We start from the raw sequence: 17,460 nt of genomic DNA on the forward strand, positions 1-17,460 counted from the left end.
GATGGCACACAAGAAGGGCGCATCGTCCACCCGGAACGGTCGCGACTCCAATGCCCAGCGGCTCGGCGTGAAGCGCTTCGGCGGTCAGGTCGTCAACGCTGGTGAGATCCTGGTCCGCCAGCGTGGCACCCACTTCCACCCCGGTTCGGGCGTCGGCCGTGGCGGCGACGACACGCTGTTCGCGCTGAACGCCGGTGCGGTGGAGTTCGGTACCCACCGCGGCCGCAAGGTCGTGAACATCGTTCCGGTCGCCTGATCGGAAGCTTGCGCGAGGCGGACCTCACTTCCCCTGGTGGGAAGCGGGTCCGCCTTTCGCGTGTTAGTACGAAGACACCCCGTAAGTAACTGGAGGCACATCCCATGACCACCTTCGTGGACCGCGTCGAGCTGCATGTCGCCGCGGGTAACGGAGGCCACGGCTGTGCCTCCGTCCACCGTGAGAAGTTCAAGCCGCTCGGCGGCCCGGACGGCGGCAACGGCGGAAGGGGCGGTGACGTCATCCTCATCGTCGACCAGTCCGTGACCACGCTGCTGGACTACCACCACTCCCCGCACCGCAAGGCCACCAACGGCAAGCCCGGCGAGGGCGGCAACCGCTCCGGCAAGGACGGCCAGGACCTGATCCTGCCGGTGCCGGACGGCACGGTCGTGCTCGACGGCGCGGGCAACGTCCTCGCGGACCTCGTCGGCCACGGCACCTCGTACGTCGCCGCACAGGGCGGCCGCGGCGGCCTCGGCAACGCGGCGCTGGCCTCGGCCCGCCGCAAGGCCCCCGGCTTCGCGCTGCTCGGCGTTCCGGGTGACGTCCAGGACATCGGCCTGGAGCTGAAGACGGTCGCCGACGTGGCCCTCGTGGGCTACCCGAGCGCCGGCAAGTCCTCGCTGATCTCCGTGCTGAGCGCGGCCAAGCCGAAGATCGCCGACTACCCGTTCACCACCCTGGTCCCGAACCTGGGCGTGGTCACGGCCGGCGAGACGGTCTACACGATCGCCGACGTCCCCGGCCTCATCCCCGGCGCCAGCCAGGGCAAGGGCCTCGGCCTGGAGTTCCTGCGCCACGTCGAGCGGTGCAGCGTCCTCGTGCACATCCTGGACACCGCCACGCTGGAGTCCGAGCGCGACCCGGTCTCCGACCTCGACATGATCGAGGAGGAGCTGAAGCAGTACGGCGGTCTCGACCGGCGCCCGCGGATGGTCGTCCTGAACAAGATCGACGTACCGGACGGCAAGGACCTGGCCGAGATGGTGCGCCCCGACCTGGAGGCGCGAGGCTACCGCGTCTTCGAGGTGTCGGCCGTCGCCCACACGGGACTGCGTGAACTGTCCTTCGCCATCGCGGAGTTCGTCGCCGCGTCGCGTGCCGCGAAGCCGAAGGAGGAGGCGACCCGGATCGTCATCCGCCCGAAGGCGGTCGACGACAGCGGCTTCACCGTCGTACAGGAGGAGGACGGTCTCTTCCGCGTGCGGGGCGAGAAGCCCGAACGCTGGGTCCGCCAGACCGACTTCAGCAACGACGAGGCCGTCGGCTATCTCGCCGACCGGCTCAACCGCCTCGGTGTGGAGGCGGAGTTGATGAAGGCGGGCGCCCGCTCCGGCGACGGCGTCGCGATCGGCCCCGAGGACAACGCGGTCGTCTTCGACTGGGAGCCGACCGTCATGGCCGGCGCCGAGATGCTGGGCCGGCGCGGCGAGGACCACCGGCTCGACGAGCCGCGGCCCGCGACCCAGCGACGCCGCGACAAGCAGGCCGAGCGGGACGAGGCGGCGCAGGAGTTCGAGGACTTCAAGCCCTTCTGAAGTGGACCGGCGCGCTGATCGCCCCTTCGGAGTGAAGATCGTTTGCTCGGCGTGACCGAGACTGGCTGAGACCCGTTGCTCTCGAAGCAACGGGTCTCTTGCTGTGTGCATATTTGCCATGGACGCGATACCTACTGTTCAACAGGCGGGACTCCGCGCACTGTGAGGCTTCCAAGTGACCCAAGAGGCCAACGTCGCAAGGGAGTTCACGATGACCGGAGCCGTATCACCCGATCGACGACGTTTTCTCGCGGCCGGTGCGGCGGTGCTCGGGGCCGCCGCCTCCGCGCAGTTGTGGCTGTCGACCTCCGCCCGGGCTGTCGAAATCCCGCTGCCCGACGGTGTGTTCAGCCTCGGTATCGCCTCCGGCGACCCGCTGCCCGACGGCATCGTGCTGTGGACGCGGCTCGCCCCTGACCCGCTGCACGGCGGCGGGATGCCGGACCAGGTGGTCCCGGTGGAGTGGGAGATCGCCGAGGACGCCCGCTTCAGAAAGCACGTGCGCCGCGGAACCGCCCCCGCCCGGCCCGAGTACGGGCACAGCGTTCACGTGGATGTACGGGGACTGCGCCCGGGCCGCGACTACTGGTACCGCTTCCGCACCGGCGGGCAGCTCTCCGCCACCGGCCGCACCCGCACCGCCCCGCACGCGAACAGCTCCGGCGGCCGGCTCCGCGTCGCGCTCGCCTCCTGTCAGAACTGGCAGAACGGCTACTTCACGCCGTACGCCGACATGCTGGCCCAGGACCCCGACTTCGTGCTCTTCGTGGGCGACTACATCTACGAGTCGGCGCCGTCGAACGCGGGCCCACGCCGGCACGAGGGGACGGGGGAGCCGTACAGCCTGGTGCAGTACCGCAACCGGTACGCGCAGTACCGCAGCGACCCGGACCTGATGGCGATGCACGCCAACACCCCCTGGGTGGTGACCTTCGACGACCACGAGGTCGACAACGACTGGGCGGGGGAGATCCCGCAGGACCCCGCCCAGCAGTCGCACGACGCGTTCGTGGCGCGGCTGACGGCGGCCTTCCAGGCGTACTACGAGCACATGCCGGTGCGCGCGACCGCCGTGCCGAACGGGCCGCACATCCAGATGTACCGGCGCCTCGAGTTCGGCCGCCTGATGCGCCTGAACGTCCTGGACACCCGGCAGTTCCGCAGCGACCAGGCGACCACGCCGGCCGGCGCCGAGGACCCGTCGATGACCATGATGGGCGCCGAGCAGAAGGCGTGGCTGCTGAAGGGGCTGCGCCACTCGCCCGCCCGCTGGAACGTCATCGCCTCGCAGATCATGATGGCCGAGACGGACACCCTGCTCGGCGCGGGCAAGCAGTGGTTCTACGACGCCTGGGACGGCTACCAGGTCGAACGCAACGCCCTGCTGGAGGACTTCAAGAGCGTCCGCAACCCCGTGGTGCTCAGCGGCGACCGGCACCTGACGATGATCAGTGACCTCAAGGAGGACTTCGCCGATCCGGACTCCGATGTCGTCGGCGCCGAGTTCGTCGGTACGTCCATCTCCAGCAACGGCGACCAGGACCAGGCCGCCTTCCACGCCCAGTGGGACCCGCTGATGGCGGACAACCCGCACTGGAAGGTGATCGACGCGCACCGCGGCTACCACCTGTTCGACATCCGCAAGAACGGCATCGACGCGAAGGTGAGGGTCGTGGACACCGTGCTGAAGCCGACGGCCACGTCGAGCACGTACGCCGCACTCCGGGTGGAGTCGGGCGATCCGGGCGTCCGCGTCGTCTAGCCGACTGTGAAGCCTGTGCAACCGGAGCCTGGGACTCATCTGTGTCCCAGGCTCCTCTCAGGTCCGACTCAGGAACAACTCTTACCGTCCGTTAACCATGGAGACGGATTGCATTAAGGAAGCGTTGCCCGTCGGGACCCGGCTGCTGCACATCGGCCCGCACAAGACCGGGACCACCGCCATCCAGGGCGCGCTGTTCGCCGCGAAGGACACGATGCCCGCGCACGGCGTCGACTTCCCCGCGCACAGCAGACACCCGATGGAAGCGGCCCTCGCCGCCTGCGCCCGACCCGCGATGATGGGCGACACCGTGCCCACCGACAAGCACTGGACACGCCTCCTCGACGCCGTACGCGCCACCGGCGACCGCACCTCGGTGATCAGCAGCGAGTTCTTCGCCGACGCCCAGGACGACGAGACCCTGGTCAGGATCGTGGAGCAGCTCGGCGGCGAGCGCGTGCACATCCTGATCACCCTGCGCCCGCTGGCGCGGATCATGCCCTCGCAGTGGCAGCAGTACGTGCAGAACGGCCTGCGCATGGGCTACGACAACTGGCTGGAGCACATGCTCCGCAAGGCGCCGTACGAGCAGCCCAACCCCAGCTTCTGGCGGCGGCACCGGCACGACCGGCTGGTCGAGCGCTGGACCCGGGTCGTGGGTCCCGAGCGGGTCACCGTCGTCGTGGTCGACGACAGCGACCGGGACGGCCTGCTGCGCACCTTCGAGGCGCTGCTCGGACTGCCCGCGCATCTCCTGCAACCGGTTCCGGACACGGCGAACCGTTCTCTTACCCTCGCCGAGACCGAAATGCTGCGGAAGCTCAACGTCGAATTCCGCGGGAATGGGCTCCCCGACGAGCTGTATTCCAAGCTCGTGCGCAACGGCGCGGTCATGCATATGAAGAATGCGTGCAGTCCGACCCCACAGGACGTGAAGATCACCACTCCCCGGTGGGCGCTGGAGGCGGCGGGCGCGATCGGCGCCGAGATGGCCGGGACCATCGCCGCCACCGGCGTACGGGTCGTAGGGGACACGGGGCTGCTGTCGGCCGTACCGGAGGCGGTCGAGAAGGTGCCCGCGGCGCCGCGGATCGCGCCCGAAGTGGCCGCGCAGGCGCTGTACGGGGCGCTCGCGGCGGCCGCTTCGGTGCCCGTCCGGCACAGTGCGTCGGCGAAGGCGCGGACGGTTCACCAGACCTCGTCGAAGGAACTCGTACGCGTTCTCGGTCACCGTTGTCTGAAGAAGCTGCGCCGCCGCTGAGTGGTGTCATCGCCCGGTCACCAGCAGTACAAGATGAATGACAGATGTTGCGCACCTATGCGGCGGAGGTCACTCGCCTTGCACTGCGGTAACCGCGAGTGGGACCATTTGCGCGTTCCCCCATTGTCCCGAGGTAGGTCAAGGTCACCTGTGTCGCACATAGCCAAGCCCCGCACCACCGCAGTGATCCTGGCCGGCGGTACCGGTCAGCGGGTGGGTCTCTCGATCCCCAAGCAGCTGCTGAAGATCGCCGGCAAGGCAGTCATCGAGCACACCCTGACCACCTTCGAGAACGCCGACTCGATCGACGACATCATCGTCCTGATGGCGCCGGGCTACGTCTCCGACATCGAGAAGATCGTCGCCAAGGCCGGCTTCCGGAAGGTCACCCGGATCATCGAGGGCGGCACCACGCGCAACGAGACGACCGAGCGCGCCATCGCCGCCCTCGGTGAGGGCCTGGCCGAGGGCGAGGACCGCAACGTCCTCTTCCACGACGCCGTGCGCCCCCTGCTCTCGCAGCGTGTGATCGACGACTGTGTGATCGCCCTGGAGCGCTTCCAGGCCGTGGACGTGGCCATCCCGTCCGCCGACACCATCATCGTGACCCGCACGCACGGCGACGACGGCGAGTTCATCACCGAGATCCCCGACCGCTCCCGGCTGCGCCGCGGCCAGACCCCCCAGGCGTTCAAGCTGTCCACGATCCGCCGCGCCTACGAGGTCGCCGCCGGGGACCCCAACTTCCAGGCCACGGACGACTGTTCGGTCGTACTCAGGTATCTGCCGGACGTGCCGATCCACGTCGTCGCGGGCGACGAGTACAACATGAAGGTCACCCAGCCCGTCGACGTCTTCATCGCCGACAAGCTCTTCCAGCTCGCCTCCACGGCCGCGCCCGAGCAGGTCGACGAGGCCGCCTACCGCGAGCTGCTCACCGGAAAGACGCTGGTCGTCTTCGGCGGCTCGTACGGCATCGGCAAGGACATCGCCGAGGTCGCCGAGGGCTACGGCGCGACCGTGTACGCGCTGGGCCGCTCGACCACCGGCACGCACGTCGAGAACCCGGAGGAGGTCGACGACGCGCTGTCCAAGGCGTACGGCGAGACCGGGCGCATCGACTACGTCATCAACACCGCGGGCGTGCTGCGCATCGGCAAGCTGGCCGAGACGGACAACGCGACGATCGAGGAGGCGCTGAAGGTCAACTACCTGGCGCCCGTGCAGATCGCCCGTTCCGCGTACAAGTACCTGGCCGAGACCAAGGGCCAGTTGCTGCTCTACACCTCCAGCAGCTACACCCGGGGCCGCGCCGAGTACAGCCTGTACTCCTCGACCAAGGCCGCGATGGTGAACCTCACGCAGGCCCTGGCCGACGAGTGGGCCGGCGACAGCATCCGCGTCAACTGCATCAACCCGGAGCGCACCGCGACCCCGATGCGCACCAAGGCGTTCGGCCAGGAGCCCTCGGGCAGCCTGCTCTCCTCCGAGGCCGTGGCCCGTACCTCGCTCGACGTGCTGCTGTCCGAGCTGACCGGCCATGTCATCGACGTCCGCCAGCAGGACCCGACGGCCGGCGCGGCCAAGGCGTCCGGCTTCGAGGCCGCCCTCGCCTCGGTCCTGGACGTCCAGGACGGCGTTTAATCAAGCCTGACTCTGAGCCCCGGTAAATTACTCGAAACCCCCAAGAGCAGGTTTATCAGTGATTTCCACCGCTATTCGCGTGGCCCGGGTGGGCAGCGCGGCTGAGCTGGCCGCCGCCGTCCTCATGATGCTGGGATTCCCGGCCCTCATGCTGGCCGCCCTCATCCCGAGCGTCCCCGCCTTCGCCGCCGCGGCCGTCGTGACGTACGTCGCGGACCACTATCTGCACCGCCAGGCCAGCTATCTGGTCAGCCGGCTCAGCAAGGTCAGGGCGGGCCTCTCCATCCGCTTCCTGATCCGCCAGCTCCTGCTGATCCTGCTGCTGGCCCGCATGGACCTCTCCGACCACCTGATCTTCTACGGCGCGATCGCCTGCTTCATCGCCTTCTACGGCCTTCAGGCCCCGCACGGCGCGGTCGTCACGCTGATCCGCAACCGCCGCCGGATGCCGGTCGCCACCCGCAACGTCGACCTGGGCTCGCGCATCCACATCCCGGACGCCCCGCCGTTCGGCCTGCTGGAGCGCTCCGCCGAGAAGATGCTCCACCTCGACCTGTTCGCCGTCGTCGGCCTGCTCATCTCCGCACAGCTGGACTCGGCCGTCGCCGCCTTCATCGGCATCGGCGTCACCCTGTTCCTGGGCACTCTCTACGTCGCCGCGCTCCTGCCGTACATAAGGGGTACGAAGATCCCGCCGACGCCCGAGGTCATCCTCAAGGCCGTCGACGACTGGCTGCACGAGTACCAGCCGCAGACGGTGCTCTGCTTCTCCGGCTCCAAGGACTCGGCCTACCAGGTCAACATGTGGCTGGAGACCATGGAGCAGCTGGAGACCCGGCCGCTGGTCCTGCTCCGCGAGCGCGTCATACTGCAGAACCTCGCCCCCACCAAGGCCCCCGTCATCTGCGTGCCCGGCGGTGTGCACCTGATGAACATGGACCTCTCCAGCGTGCGCGTCGCGCTGTACGCGGCGAACGTCGGCAAGAACATCCACCTGCTGCGCGTCCCCACCATGAAGCACGTCTTCATCGGCCACGGCGACAGCGACAAGCTGGCCAGCGTCAACCCGTTCAGCAAGGTCTACGACGAGGTGTGGACCGCAGGCCGCGCGGGCCGCGACCGCTACGCCATCGCCGACGTCGGTGTCCGCGACGACGACATCGTGGAGGTCGGCCGCCCGCAGCTCGCCCCGATCCAGACCTGGCAGGGCGTCCCCGAGGGCCGTATCCCCACGGTCCTCTACGCCCCCACGTGGGAGGGCTGGGACAACGACCCCGGCAACACGTCCCTCCTCCTGGCCGGCGAGAACATCGTGAAGAAGCTGCTCAAGGCCGACCCCCCGGTCCGTGTCCTGTACAAGCCGCACCCCTTCACCGGCACCGTCAGTTCCGCGGCCGGCTCGGCGCACCGCAAGGTCACCGCGCTGGTCGAGAAGGCCGCAATCGAGCGCGCGAGCGACCCGCGCTTCACGGCCGACGCCGCCGCCCAGACCAAGGCCAAGGCCGACCTGGCCCGCATCGAGGCCCGGATCACCGAACTCTCCGGCGGCCCCGCCGACAAGGGCGACGAGGCCGAGCTGACCCGCGACGGCGTGGTCGACCTGGCCAAGTACGAGGAGATCGCCCGGCTGCGCGCCGAGTGGAACGACGCGTACTGGACCTCCGTCGGCACCTTCGAGCACCGGGTCATCTCGGGCGCCGAGCCGCGCCTCTACGACTGCTTCAACGTGTCCGACGCGATGGTCTCCGACATCTCCAGCGTGGTCTCCGACTTCATCGCGAGCGGCAAGCCGTACGCGGTCACCGACTCCGCGAAGCTCGGCGTGGAGGAGTTCAAGCGGCAGAACACGGCGGTGCGCGCGGCGGTGATCCTGTCCAACAAGGCGGCGGAACTGGGTGAGTTGCTGGCGGCGGTCCGCGCCCCGGACGCCGACCCGCTGGCCGAGGACCGCAGGGAACTCAAGGAGTATCTGCTCGGCCCGGACGAGCCCACGTCCATCGAGCAGTTCAACACCGCGGTGGAGAACCTCGCGCTGAAGTCCGAGGCGCGGAACGTCGGGCAGGAGCGGGCGGCGGCGAGCGGTGACGCGGCGAGTCCGCCCTCGGCCGAGGCGCAGCTGTCGGCGGACCCCACGGTCGGCTGACCCGCACGAGTCAGTACTTGGTCAAGAAGAGCCCGGTTTTTGGGGAGTGATCCTCGAAAACCGGGCTCTTCTGCGTATCCCCTGCTGACGGAAGACAACCGATCCACTCGGGCGGCTGTCTTGCAGATGGCGATTCAATGGACAAAGGGGGCGCGTGACCGTGACGCAGCCTGATGTGACCGTGGTCATCGGCGCGTACGAGGCGATGCCGTACCTCGTCGAGTGCCTGCGCTCGGTCGAGGCGCAGACCCTGGACGCGACCCGCATCGAGGTCATCGCCGTCGACGACGGCTCGACCGACGGCACGGGGGAGTACCTGGAGGAGTTCGCGGCCCGCGCCGCGACCCATGTCACCGTGCTCCGCCAGGAGAACTCCGGCGGCCCCAGCTCCCCGCGCAACGTCGGCCTCGGCAAGGCGAGCGGGCGCTACGTCTTCTTCCTCGACGCGGACGACCGGCTCGCCCCCGAGGCGCTGGAGCGGATGGTCGCGATGGCCGACCGCAACGGCACGGACGTGGTGCTCGGCAGGGTCGAGGGCATCAACCGGGTCCCGCCCAAGGCCGCGTGGGTCGAGACGCTGGAGCGCACCGACGTCTTCCACTCCAACATCAAGTTCACGCTGAGCGCCCAGAAGCTGTTCCGGCGGGCGCTGTTGGAGCGGAACGGCATGCGGTTCGACGAGTCGCTGTTCACCGGCGAGGACGCGCTGTTCACGATGGAGGCCTATCTGCGGGCCGACGGCGTCTCCGTGATCGCCGACCACACCTGCTACTACCTGGTGGGCCGCGACGACGGCAAACACGTGACGAAGAGCGGGAGTTACACCCTGCGCTTCGACTCGGCGCGCGCCCTGATGAACCTCATCGCGGAGATGGTCCCGCCGGGGGTGGAGCGCGACAAGCTGATGGTCCGGCCGTTCCTGGTGACCCTGCTCCCGCAGTTCGGCCCCAAGTACGCGGGGGACAGCGAGCAGGTACGGCGCCACAAGTTCGAGCTGGCGAAGCCGCTGATGGCCGCGCACTGGACGGACGAGGTGGCCCTCCGCCTCAAGGTCGACGAACGTCTGCGACTGCATCTGGTGGCCGAGGAACGTCCCGAACTCCTGCTGGACGTGGCCGAGTTCCTCAAGTCGAAGAAGCGGCCCGAGGCGGTGCTGGAGAGGCGGGGGCGGCGGGTGTACCTGGCGTATCCGCACTTCCGCTCAGCGGAGGCCGCCCTGCCCGACTCCCTCTACCTCGCCGAGCCGCGGGAGGCCCGTGCGGTGAAGGGATATCGGGAGGGGGGAGCGGGCGTGTTCCTGCGTCGGGTGGCGCGAAAGGTACGGCGGGCACTGAGGTGAGCCGGTCGGGAACGTGAGTGCGGCTGCTTCTCAGGGGGGCGCGGGGCCGTGTCCGAGACCTGGACCGACGTGCGCAGCCCGACCCGGTTCGCGTAAATTGCCGCGGGGCACCCGAACCTACCCGAGGGGAAGCCGCACGTGGCAGGGGCAAGGCAGGCCGTGACCGAGGCCCGCAGGATCGTCGTCAAGGTGGGTTCCTCCTCCCTGACCACCGCGGCCGGCGGCCTGGACGCCGACCGCGTCGACGCACTCGTGGACGTCCTCGCCAAGAGCCGCAGCGGCGGGGAGAAAGAGGTCGTCCTCGTCTCCTCCGGCGCCATCGCCGCCGGCCTCGCGCCCCTCGGACTGCGCCGCCGCCCCAAGGACCTGGCCCGCCAGCAGGCCGCCGCCAGCGTCGGCCAGGGACTCCTCGTCGCCCGCTACACCGCCTCCTTCGCCCGCTACGGCATCCGCGTCGGACAGGTGCTGCTCACCTCCGACGACATGAGCCGCCGCTCCCACCACCGCAACGCCTCCCGCACCCTCGACAAGCTCCTCGCCATGGGTGCCCTCCCGATCGTCAACGAGAACGACACCGTCGCCACGGACGAGATCCGCTTCGGCGACAACGACCGGCTCGCCGCCCTCGTCGCCCACCTCGTCCACGCCGACCTGCTGGTCCTGCTCTCCGACATCGACGGCGTCTACGACGGCGACCCCAGCAAGCCGGGCACCTCGCGGATAGTGGAAGTCCGGGGACCGCAGGACCTCGCGCACGTCGAGATCGGCAGCGCGGGCAAGGCCGGCGTCGGCACCGGCGGCATGGTCACCAAGGTCGAGGCGGCCCGGATCGCCGCGGCCGCGGGCATCCCCGTCGTGCTCACCAGCACGGTCCACGCCACCGACGCGATGAGCGGCGGCGACACGGGAACGTACTTCCACGCCACCGGGAAGCGGTCCGCCGACCGGCTGCTCTGGCTCCAGCACGCGTCCACCCCGCAGGGTTCGCTGACCCTCGACGACGGTGCCGTGCGCGCGGTCGTGCAGCGCCGGATGTCGCTGCTGCCGGCCGGGATCGCCGCCGTGGAGGGCGAGTTCAGCGCGGGCGACCCCGTCGAACTCCGGGACGGCGCCGGGCACGCGGTGGCCCGGGGGCTCGTCAACTTCGACGCGAAGGAGATCCCCCAGCTGATCGGCCGCTCCACCCGGGAACTGGCACGGGAGCTGGGACCGTCGTACGAGAGGGAAGTCGTACACAGGGACGACCTGGTGATCCTGCACCCGTAGAACAACCGAAACGTCCGCCTCCCCTTGGTGGACCTTCCGCGCTGTGCCCACCCGGGGGACACCTCCCGGACCCCCGGTCGAAAAGAGTGGGAACGCCCGCCCCGGGCAACAGCCGAGAGGTGGACCTTCCGTAAAAGCGCCACGCGGACGCCTTCGGCCTGCTCAACTTTGCTCAGGGACCCATCCGCGCGAGCCCAGCAGCTCGCCCCTTGCGTAAGGAGGCCGTCGTGAGACGAGTGCGCTCTGGGGCGGCGGCGTCCCGCGGTGGTGCCGCCTCCCGCGCGCCCGGCGAGGAGCGCACGCTGACCAGCGTCGCGGCCGGCGCCCGGTACGAGGGCGAGGAACCCAAGGACCTCCCCCGGCTGTGGCATGTCACCCTCAGCGTCTCCGGTGGCGAGGCCCCGCTGAAGGAGGTCCGGCGCGGTCTGGAACAGCTCGCCCACGACCACCCCTTTCTGCTGACCAGCCGCTACGCCAACGACCACGCGGAGATCCGCTACTGGGAAGAGGCCCGCGACCTGCACGACGCCGCAGCCGTGGCCCTGCGCCTGTGGGGCGAGCACCGCCAGACCGCGAAGCTGCCGCCGTGGGAGATCGTCGGCCTGGAGGTCATCGACCGCGAGACCTACCACCAGCGCATTTCCGAGGGGTACGGCCCGCTGCCCGCGACCCCCGTCGGTGTCCATCCGTTCTGAGGCCCGCCGCCCTCGGACCCCCGACCTTCCGGGATCCGTTTTGAGCCGTCTTCGGGCCCTTCCGCGCCTGTCTCGCGGTTTGGGATAGCCGGTGGACGCCTCCGCCCGGCGCACTACCCTTCCCTCATGACCACGCTCTCGCCGTACGACTCCCTGTCCCCGGTCACGCAGGCCGCGTACCGCGCCAAGTCCGCCGCCGCCGACCTCGCGCCGCTCCCGCGCGCCGAGAAGGACGACGCGCTGCTCGCCATCGCGGACGCGCTGGAGGTCCGGACGAGCGAGATCGTCGAGGCCAACGCCAAGGACATCGCCAAGGCCCGCGAGGCCGGCACCAGCGAGACGGTCATCGACCGGCTGACGCTCACCCCCGAGCGCGTCCGCGCCATCGCCTCGGACGTACGGGACGTCGTCGCGCTGCCCGACCCGGTCGGCGAGGTCGTCCGCGGCTCGACCCTCCCGAACGGCATCGACCTGCGCCAGGTCCGCGTCCCCCTCGGCGTCGTCGGCATCATCTACGAGGCCCGCCCGAACGTCACGGTCGACGCCGCCGCCCTCTGCCTCAAGTCCGGCAACGCGGTCCTCCTGCGCGGCTCCGCCTCCGCCTACGAGTCGAACACCGCCCTTGTGCGCGTGCTGCGCGACGCCGTCGGCGGCGCCGGACTCCCCGCCGACGCCGTGCAGTTGGTGCCCGGCGAGAGCCGCGAGAGCGTGCGCGAACTGATGCGCGCCCGGGGCCTGGTCGACGTCCTGATTCCCCGCGGCGGCGCCTCCCTGATCCAGACCGTCGTCTCCGAGTCCACGGTCCCCGTGATCGAGACCGGCGTCGGCAACTGCCACGTCTACGTCGACGCCTACGCCGACCTCGACATGGCGATCGACATCCTGATCAACTCCAAGGCCCAGCGGCCCAGCGTCTGCAACGCCGCCGAGACCCTCCTCGTCCACCAGGACATCGCCCCCGAGTTCCTGCCGCGCGCCCTGAACGCCCTCGCCGAGGCCGGCGTCACCGTCCACGCCGACGAGCGTGTCCTCGCCTACGCCAAGGACTCCGACGCCACCGTCGTCGAGGCCACCCTGGAGGACTGGGACACCGAGTACCTCTCCTACGACATCGCCGCCGCCGTCGTGGACTCGCTCGACAAGGCCGTCCAGCACATCCGGCTCTGGAGCTCCGGCCACACCGAGGCGATCGTGACGTCCTCCCAGCAGGCCGCCCGGCGCTTCACCCAGCTGGTCGACTCCACCACCGTCGCCGTCAACGCCTCCACCCGCTTCACGGACGGCAGCCAGTTCGGCTTCGGCGCGGAGATCGGCATCTCCACCCAGAAGCTGCACGCCCGGGGCCCGATGGGCCTGCCGGAACTGACCAGCACCAAGTACATCGTCACGGGCGACGGCCACATCCGCCGCTGAGCCACCGGCCGTCCGGCATATGCGTCGGGCATACGGGCACGTCCCGGGGCGGACGTCTCACCCAGCGGATGAATTTCTCTACCGCCTGCCCAAACTGACCCCCCAGGTCTACTCTGGAGAGGTGCCGGAGGACGTGGGGGGCACGCCGTTCCCTGACGGCTGGGAGCCCGACGACGACCACGACCGCGGAAAGTCGGACGAAGAGTTCGCTTCCGTGGTCTTCGACGAGGCCTTCGTGCGGGCGGCCGTAGTACACGAGCCGACCGCCGTCGAGCGCCTCCTTGCCGCCGCGCAGGCAAGAGCCGAGGCCTCCGAGGCCGAAGCCCGCCGCGCCCAGTACGGCAGACGTGCCCGAGGCGACGACGACCCCTTCGAGGACGCCTACGGCCGCGAATTCGGCCATGATCCGGAACTCGACGACCTGGACGACCCCGATGTCGTCGAGGGCCGCTACGGCGCGCCGGGGACCTACGGCAAACAGGTCCGCTGGCACCGCCCGGTCGCCTGGCTGCTCGCCCTCGTGATGGGCATCGGCATGGTCGCCCTGGCTTTCTCGGCGGTCTACCGCGGCGCGTCCTCGGGCAACAGGGACCGCGTCCCGCCCCCGGCCTCCACCGGCGTGGAACAGGGCACGGCGGCGGCACCCTCCGCCTCCGCCGACAACTCCCAGCCACCAATGTCCGCGGTCCCGCGCACGCCCTGAGCGGGCTGTGACCGGCCAGGGCCTGTCCGGCGGATCAGGTCGCGGGAAATCGGCGGTGCCTGATCGGTGCCGGTGAGCAGGGCGTGGTGCGTGCGGCTGCAAGGCGGAGGAGGCGTTGACATCAGCGGCTGCCGCCGCGGGCGACGCGATGGGGACGTCGGCGAGTGACGACAACGCGGGCGGGGTCCCCCGACGCCTTTGAGACAGTGGGGGAGTGCGTGCCACGCCCCGCGTCCGCGACAGGATCCGCCGGACAGGCCCTGGGTGAGAACCTGTCAGAACTTGTCGTGTAGCAGGGCGTTTACCTGAGGCTCCAGAGACCTACTCTGAAAGTATGGGCGGTCCAGGAGACCCACCCGAGGGGACGCCCCAAGGCGCTCCCGGTGGTGGTGAGGACGAGTACCGATCCGTCGTCTTCGACGAGTCGTTCGTCCGCGCTGCCCGGCTCCAGGAGTTCTCCGCGCAGGAGCGCATGGCCGACCACGCCCCCGCCGTCCGCCGCCGCCCGGCCCTGCGCCGCGGTCTCTCCCGCCAGGCGCTGATCCTGGTCATGCTGATCGCCGTCGCCTTCGGCACCGCGATCTACATGGGCGTACGGCACCCGTACACGACCCCCACGGCCCAGCAGCCCGTCGAGCCGCTGCGGATGACCGTGATCCCGCTGTCCCCGCAGGGCAAGGTGCCGGGGGCGGCCGACGCCGAGTCCCTCTACGCGCACAGCCCCGCCGCGCAGTTCGGCATCGGCGGCGAGGGCATACCGCTGCCGGCCGCGCGGCGCACCGCGCACTTCTCGGACAGCCAGGTCATCGCCGCCCTGAGCACCGCCAAGGACTACATCGTGGAGTCCTCGCTCTACCCGGCCGTCCTCACCGGCGGACAGATCCGCCCCGCGCGCGTCCTCGTCGACCCGGACCAGCTCGACCAGTTCGACCAGAGCTTCGAGCACCCGACCGCCGACGGCCGGCACGAGCCCACCGGATGGCTGGTTCGCTTCGACCCCTCACGCGTCCAACTGGCCGACCGCAAGATCCGCGTCCAGGGCACCCTCCAGGCCACCGAGATCGACTCGTCCATCCTCGAGGTCACCGCCGACGGAACCTTCGTCTACGCGCTACGGCCCACCGGCTCGACGGCCTCGGCCGGCTCCGGCGTCCAGGCCGAGGCGTCCCTGTTCACCGTCCGCCGCGAACTGCACTTCCGCTTCGACCGCGACGACCTGCGCATGCACCAGGCCCAGCTCGTCGTCTCCTACGTCCAGGCCGGGCCCCTGTCCTGCGCCGAGGACTCCGTGACCCATCTGCGCCCCCTGCTCGCCGGCCAGACCGCCAAGGCGGGCGGCCCGGCCGGCACGGACCCGTACGCGACGGGCAGCGCGACGGCGCTGTGCGGGACCCTGGCGACGAGCGCGCAGCCCAAGGTGTGAGTGTGCCCAGGGTGTGAGTTTCCTGAATTTCCGCCCGCCCGCACACCACACCGGTTCGCCCACCCGCCTGGCCACACACCGGCACCGGTCCACCCCACCCGCACACCGACCCGGGGCTGCCTCCCGCGCGGGCGGCAGCCGTAGGTGTGAAGCCGGTGTGGGTGGACCGGTGCCGGTGTGTGGGTTGGTCCGGGTGGGTCGGTCCGGGTCAGTCCTCGTCGCGCGGCGGTGCGTCCGTGGGCGGCTGCTCGGTGCCGTTGGCCGAACCGGACGGGGACTCGTCCTGCGGTGACGTGCCCCCGAAGCCGCCGAAGCCGCGCCGCACCCGGCCGCCCAGGTCGCCCGCGCCGCCGGCGATGTCGCTGACCAGCTTCATCAGCGGGTCCTTGGAGCTCTTCACGTTGCTGGCGTAGCTCGCCGCCGACTCGCGGAACGAGTCCGTGACCGAGGTGTCCTTGTCCTCGCTGCGCCGCGGGTAGTGGCCGTCCATGATCCGCTGGTAGTCGCGGGACTCGGCCCACTTCTTCAGCTCGGCCGCCCGCACGGTGGTGAACGGGTGGGACCGGGGCAGCACGTTCAGGATCTTCAGCACCGAGTCGCGCAGGTCGCCGCCCGACTCGAACTCCTCGGCCTGCTTGAGGAAGGCGTCCACGTTCATCTCGTGCAGGTGGTTGCCGCCGGCGATCTTCATCAGGCCGCGCATCGAGGCCCGCAGGTCCTGGCCGACCAGCAGACCCGCGCGGTCGGCGGACAGCTCCGACTTGCGGAACCACTCGCGCAGCGCCGTCACGATCGCCAGGATCGCGAGGTTGCCCAGCGGGATCCAGGCGACCTTCAGGGCCAGGCTGGTCAGGAACAGCAGGATCGTGCGGTACACGGAGTGGCCGGACAGCGCGTGGCCCACCTCGTGGCCGACGACCGCCCGCATCTCCTCCTCGTCGAGCAGCTCGACCAGGCCGGTGGTGACGACGATGATCGGCTCGTCCAGGCCGATGCACATCGCGTTGGGCTGCGGGTCCTGGGTGACGTACATCGGCGGGACCTTCTCCAGGTCCAGGATGTAACAGGCGTCCCGCAACATGTCGTTGAGGTGCGCGAACTGCTGGTCCGACACGCGCACCGAGTCGGACAGGAACAGCAGCCGCAGACTGCGCTCGGGCAACAGCCCGCTGAGCGCCTTGAACACCGTGTCGAACCCGGTCAGCTTGCGCAGCGCCACCAGGGCGGAACGGTCGGCCGGGTGCTCGTACGCACGCGAGGAGATTCCTGGGAAGCGCCTGCGCTGCCTGCTCGGTACGTTCTCGTGCCCGTTCTGCTCGTGGCCGTCTTCGGACATGTGGTCCCCCATGTGCGTGTGAGTGCCCTGAGTGCCCCCGAAGCAGAGCCCAGCCTAGGCGGAGATACCGTGGACGGGCAGTACAGCGAAGGAGTCAACGCATGGAGCCCCATTCCGCAGCCGCCTGGCTCGCAGAGGCCGCGAGCGCCGCCCCCCGGCAAGGGTCGGGGGATCTGCTCAGGGTCGTACTGATCGTGATGTTCCTCGGCTGCATCCTGACCGCGTGGTTCCTGCTGCGCGGGTACAAACAGAAGGACGACTGAGACGCCCGTCGAGTTCCCTCTCGCGTCCCAGGTCGTGTTCCGGTCGGCTGCCCGTCGGCTGCCCGTCGGCTTCCCAATGGCGGAGTCGGCGTGATCGCCGCCGGGGCGCCCGCTTACCATGGGCCGACATCTTTATCCCGCCCTCCCCACTCTCGACTGCGCTCGAGCGGGGGGACCCCATTGGATAGGTTCTGCTGAAGATGAACATCCACGGCACCGCTGCCCAGTTGGTCACTCTTGCCGCCGAGGGTGAGGGCGGGGGCAACCACGAGAGCCTCCAGCCGATCATCACCGGTGGCGGCGCGTTCATCGTCCTGATGCTGTTGCTGTGGATCACCACCCGCTTCAACCGCGACCGCTAGGGTCTGTCCCTTCTGTCCACCGGACGGGTCCCGGGGTCTTCACACCGGGCCGG

At 69.9% G+C, this 17,460-nt stretch carries 15 protein-coding genes; 14 read left to right on the forward strand and 1 reads right to left on the reverse strand.

Features of this window, described 5'->3' with window-relative positions; genetic code table 11:
* Nucleotide 1 precedes the first annotated feature (1 nt).
* From rpmA to JHN63_RS29005, 12 genes are all read left to right on the forward strand, one after another.
* Nucleotides 2-256, forward strand: coding sequence for a 50S ribosomal protein L27 (gene rpmA / locus JHN63_RS28950; protein ID WP_019063244.1), 255 nt, complete (start codon nucleotides 2-4; stop codon nucleotides 254-256).
* A gap of 104 nt (nucleotides 257-360) precedes the next feature.
* Nucleotides 361-1,797: a GTPase ObgE gene (gene obgE / locus JHN63_RS28955; RefSeq protein WP_200686108.1), complete on the forward strand. Its 1,437-nt coding sequence runs from the start codon at nucleotides 361-363 to the stop codon at nucleotides 1,795-1,797.
* 211 nt (nucleotides 1,798-2,008) lie between these two features.
* The gene (locus tag JHN63_RS28960) at nucleotides 2,009-3,559 is read left to right on the forward strand and encodes an alkaline phosphatase (RefSeq protein WP_200686110.1); all 1,551 of its coding nucleotides are present in this window, start codon (nucleotides 2,009-2,011) and stop codon (nucleotides 3,557-3,559) included.
* Nucleotides 3,560-3,656: 97 nt separating this feature from the next.
* Nucleotides 3,657-4,820, forward strand: coding sequence for a hypothetical protein (locus tag JHN63_RS28965; RefSeq protein ID WP_200686112.1), 1,164 nt, complete (start codon nucleotides 3,657-3,659; stop codon nucleotides 4,818-4,820).
* Nucleotides 4,821-4,970: 150 nt separating this feature from the next.
* Entirely contained in the window at nucleotides 4,971-6,464 is a 1,494-nt protein-coding gene (locus JHN63_RS28970; protein ID WP_200686114.1) for a bifunctional cytidylyltransferase/SDR family oxidoreductase, read from the forward strand.
* Nucleotides 6,465-6,522: 58 nt separating this feature from the next.
* Nucleotides 6,523-8,607 carry a hypothetical protein gene (locus JHN63_RS28975; RefSeq protein ID WP_200686116.1) on the forward strand — a complete coding sequence of 695 codons (2,085 nt, stop codon included), beginning with the start codon at nucleotides 6,523-6,525 and terminating at the stop codon, nucleotides 8,605-8,607.
* A gap of 154 nt (nucleotides 8,608-8,761) precedes the next feature.
* Complete coding sequence (locus JHN63_RS28980) at nucleotides 8,762-9,946, forward strand: glycosyltransferase family 2 protein (protein WP_200686118.1); 1,185 nt, start codon at nucleotides 8,762-8,764, stop codon at nucleotides 9,944-9,946.
* Nucleotides 9,947-10,105: 159 nt separating this feature from the next.
* The gene (gene proB, locus JHN63_RS28985; RefSeq protein WP_200686162.1) at nucleotides 10,106-11,212 is read left to right on the forward strand and encodes a glutamate 5-kinase; all 1,107 of its coding nucleotides are present in this window, start codon (nucleotides 10,106-10,108) and stop codon (nucleotides 11,210-11,212) included.
* A 236-nt stretch (nucleotides 11,213-11,448) separates the two neighbouring features.
* On the forward strand, nucleotides 11,449-11,907 hold the full coding sequence (locus tag JHN63_RS28990; RefSeq protein ID WP_374222954.1) for a hypothetical protein: 459 nt from the start codon (nucleotides 11,449-11,451) through the stop codon (nucleotides 11,905-11,907).
* A gap of 126 nt (nucleotides 11,908-12,033) precedes the next feature.
* Nucleotides 12,034-13,320: a glutamate-5-semialdehyde dehydrogenase gene (locus JHN63_RS28995; RefSeq protein ID WP_200686122.1), complete on the forward strand. Its 1,287-nt coding sequence runs from the start codon at nucleotides 12,034-12,036 to the stop codon at nucleotides 13,318-13,320.
* A 121-nt stretch (nucleotides 13,321-13,441) separates the two neighbouring features.
* Nucleotides 13,442-14,023, forward strand: coding sequence for a hypothetical protein (locus JHN63_RS29000; RefSeq protein ID WP_200686124.1), 582 nt, complete (start codon nucleotides 13,442-13,444; stop codon nucleotides 14,021-14,023).
* A gap of 334 nt (nucleotides 14,024-14,357) precedes the next feature.
* Entirely contained in the window at nucleotides 14,358-15,446 is a 1,089-nt protein-coding gene (locus JHN63_RS29005) for a hypothetical protein (RefSeq protein WP_200686126.1), read from the forward strand.
* 208 nt (nucleotides 15,447-15,654) lie between these two features.
* Here the strand turns inward: JHN63_RS29005 and JHN63_RS29010 are convergent, their stop codons facing one another.
* Nucleotides 15,655-16,782, reverse strand: coding sequence for a M48 family metallopeptidase (locus JHN63_RS29010; protein ID WP_200686128.1), 1,128 nt, complete (start codon nucleotides 16,780-16,782; stop codon nucleotides 15,655-15,657).
* Nucleotides 16,783-16,883: 101 nt separating this feature from the next.
* Here JHN63_RS29010 and JHN63_RS29015 point away from each other — a divergent pair, with 101 nt between their 5' ends.
* On the forward strand, nucleotides 16,884-17,045 hold the full coding sequence (locus JHN63_RS29015) for a hypothetical protein (RefSeq protein ID WP_033285921.1): 162 nt from the start codon (nucleotides 16,884-16,886) through the stop codon (nucleotides 17,043-17,045).
* 200 nt (nucleotides 17,046-17,245) lie between these two features.
* A complete protein-coding gene (locus tag JHN63_RS29020) occupies nucleotides 17,246-17,407 on the forward strand; it encodes a hypothetical protein (RefSeq protein ID WP_200686130.1) in 162 nt (53 codons plus the stop codon).
* Nucleotides 17,408-17,460: the final 53 nt, after the last annotated feature.

It is taken from the genome of Streptomyces sp. MBT65, from assembly GCF_016612545.1.
GTDB lineage: Bacteria > Actinomycetota > Actinomycetes > Streptomycetales > Streptomycetaceae > Streptomyces.

Coding starts and splice junctions, on each gene's coding strand:
- JHN63_RS28995 (WP_200686122.1), top strand. CDS start 12,034: ATGACCACGCTCTCGCCGTACGACTCCCTGTCCCCGGTCACGCAGGCC.
- JHN63_RS29015 (WP_033285921.1), top strand. CDS start 16,884: ATGGAGCCCCATTCCGCAGCCGCCTGGCTCGCAGAGGCCGCGAGCGCC.
- JHN63_RS29010 (WP_200686128.1), bottom strand. CDS start 16,782: ATGTCCGAAGACGGCCACGAGCAGAACGGGCACGAGAACGTACCGAGC.
- JHN63_RS29005 (WP_200686126.1), top strand. CDS start 14,358: ATGGGCGGTCCAGGAGACCCACCCGAGGGGACGCCCCAAGGCGCTCCC.
- rpmA (WP_019063244.1), top strand. CDS start 2: ATGGCACACAAGAAGGGCGCATCGTCCACCCGGAACGGTCGCGACTCC.
- obgE (WP_200686108.1), top strand. CDS start 361: ATGACCACCTTCGTGGACCGCGTCGAGCTGCATGTCGCCGCGGGTAAC.
- JHN63_RS28965 (WP_200686112.1), top strand. CDS start 3,657: ATGGAGACGGATTGCATTAAGGAAGCGTTGCCCGTCGGGACCCGGCTG.
- JHN63_RS29020 (WP_200686130.1), top strand. CDS start 17,246: ATGAACATCCACGGCACCGCTGCCCAGTTGGTCACTCTTGCCGCCGAG.
- JHN63_RS28960 (WP_200686110.1), top strand. CDS start 2,009: ATGACCGGAGCCGTATCACCCGATCGACGACGTTTTCTCGCGGCCGGT.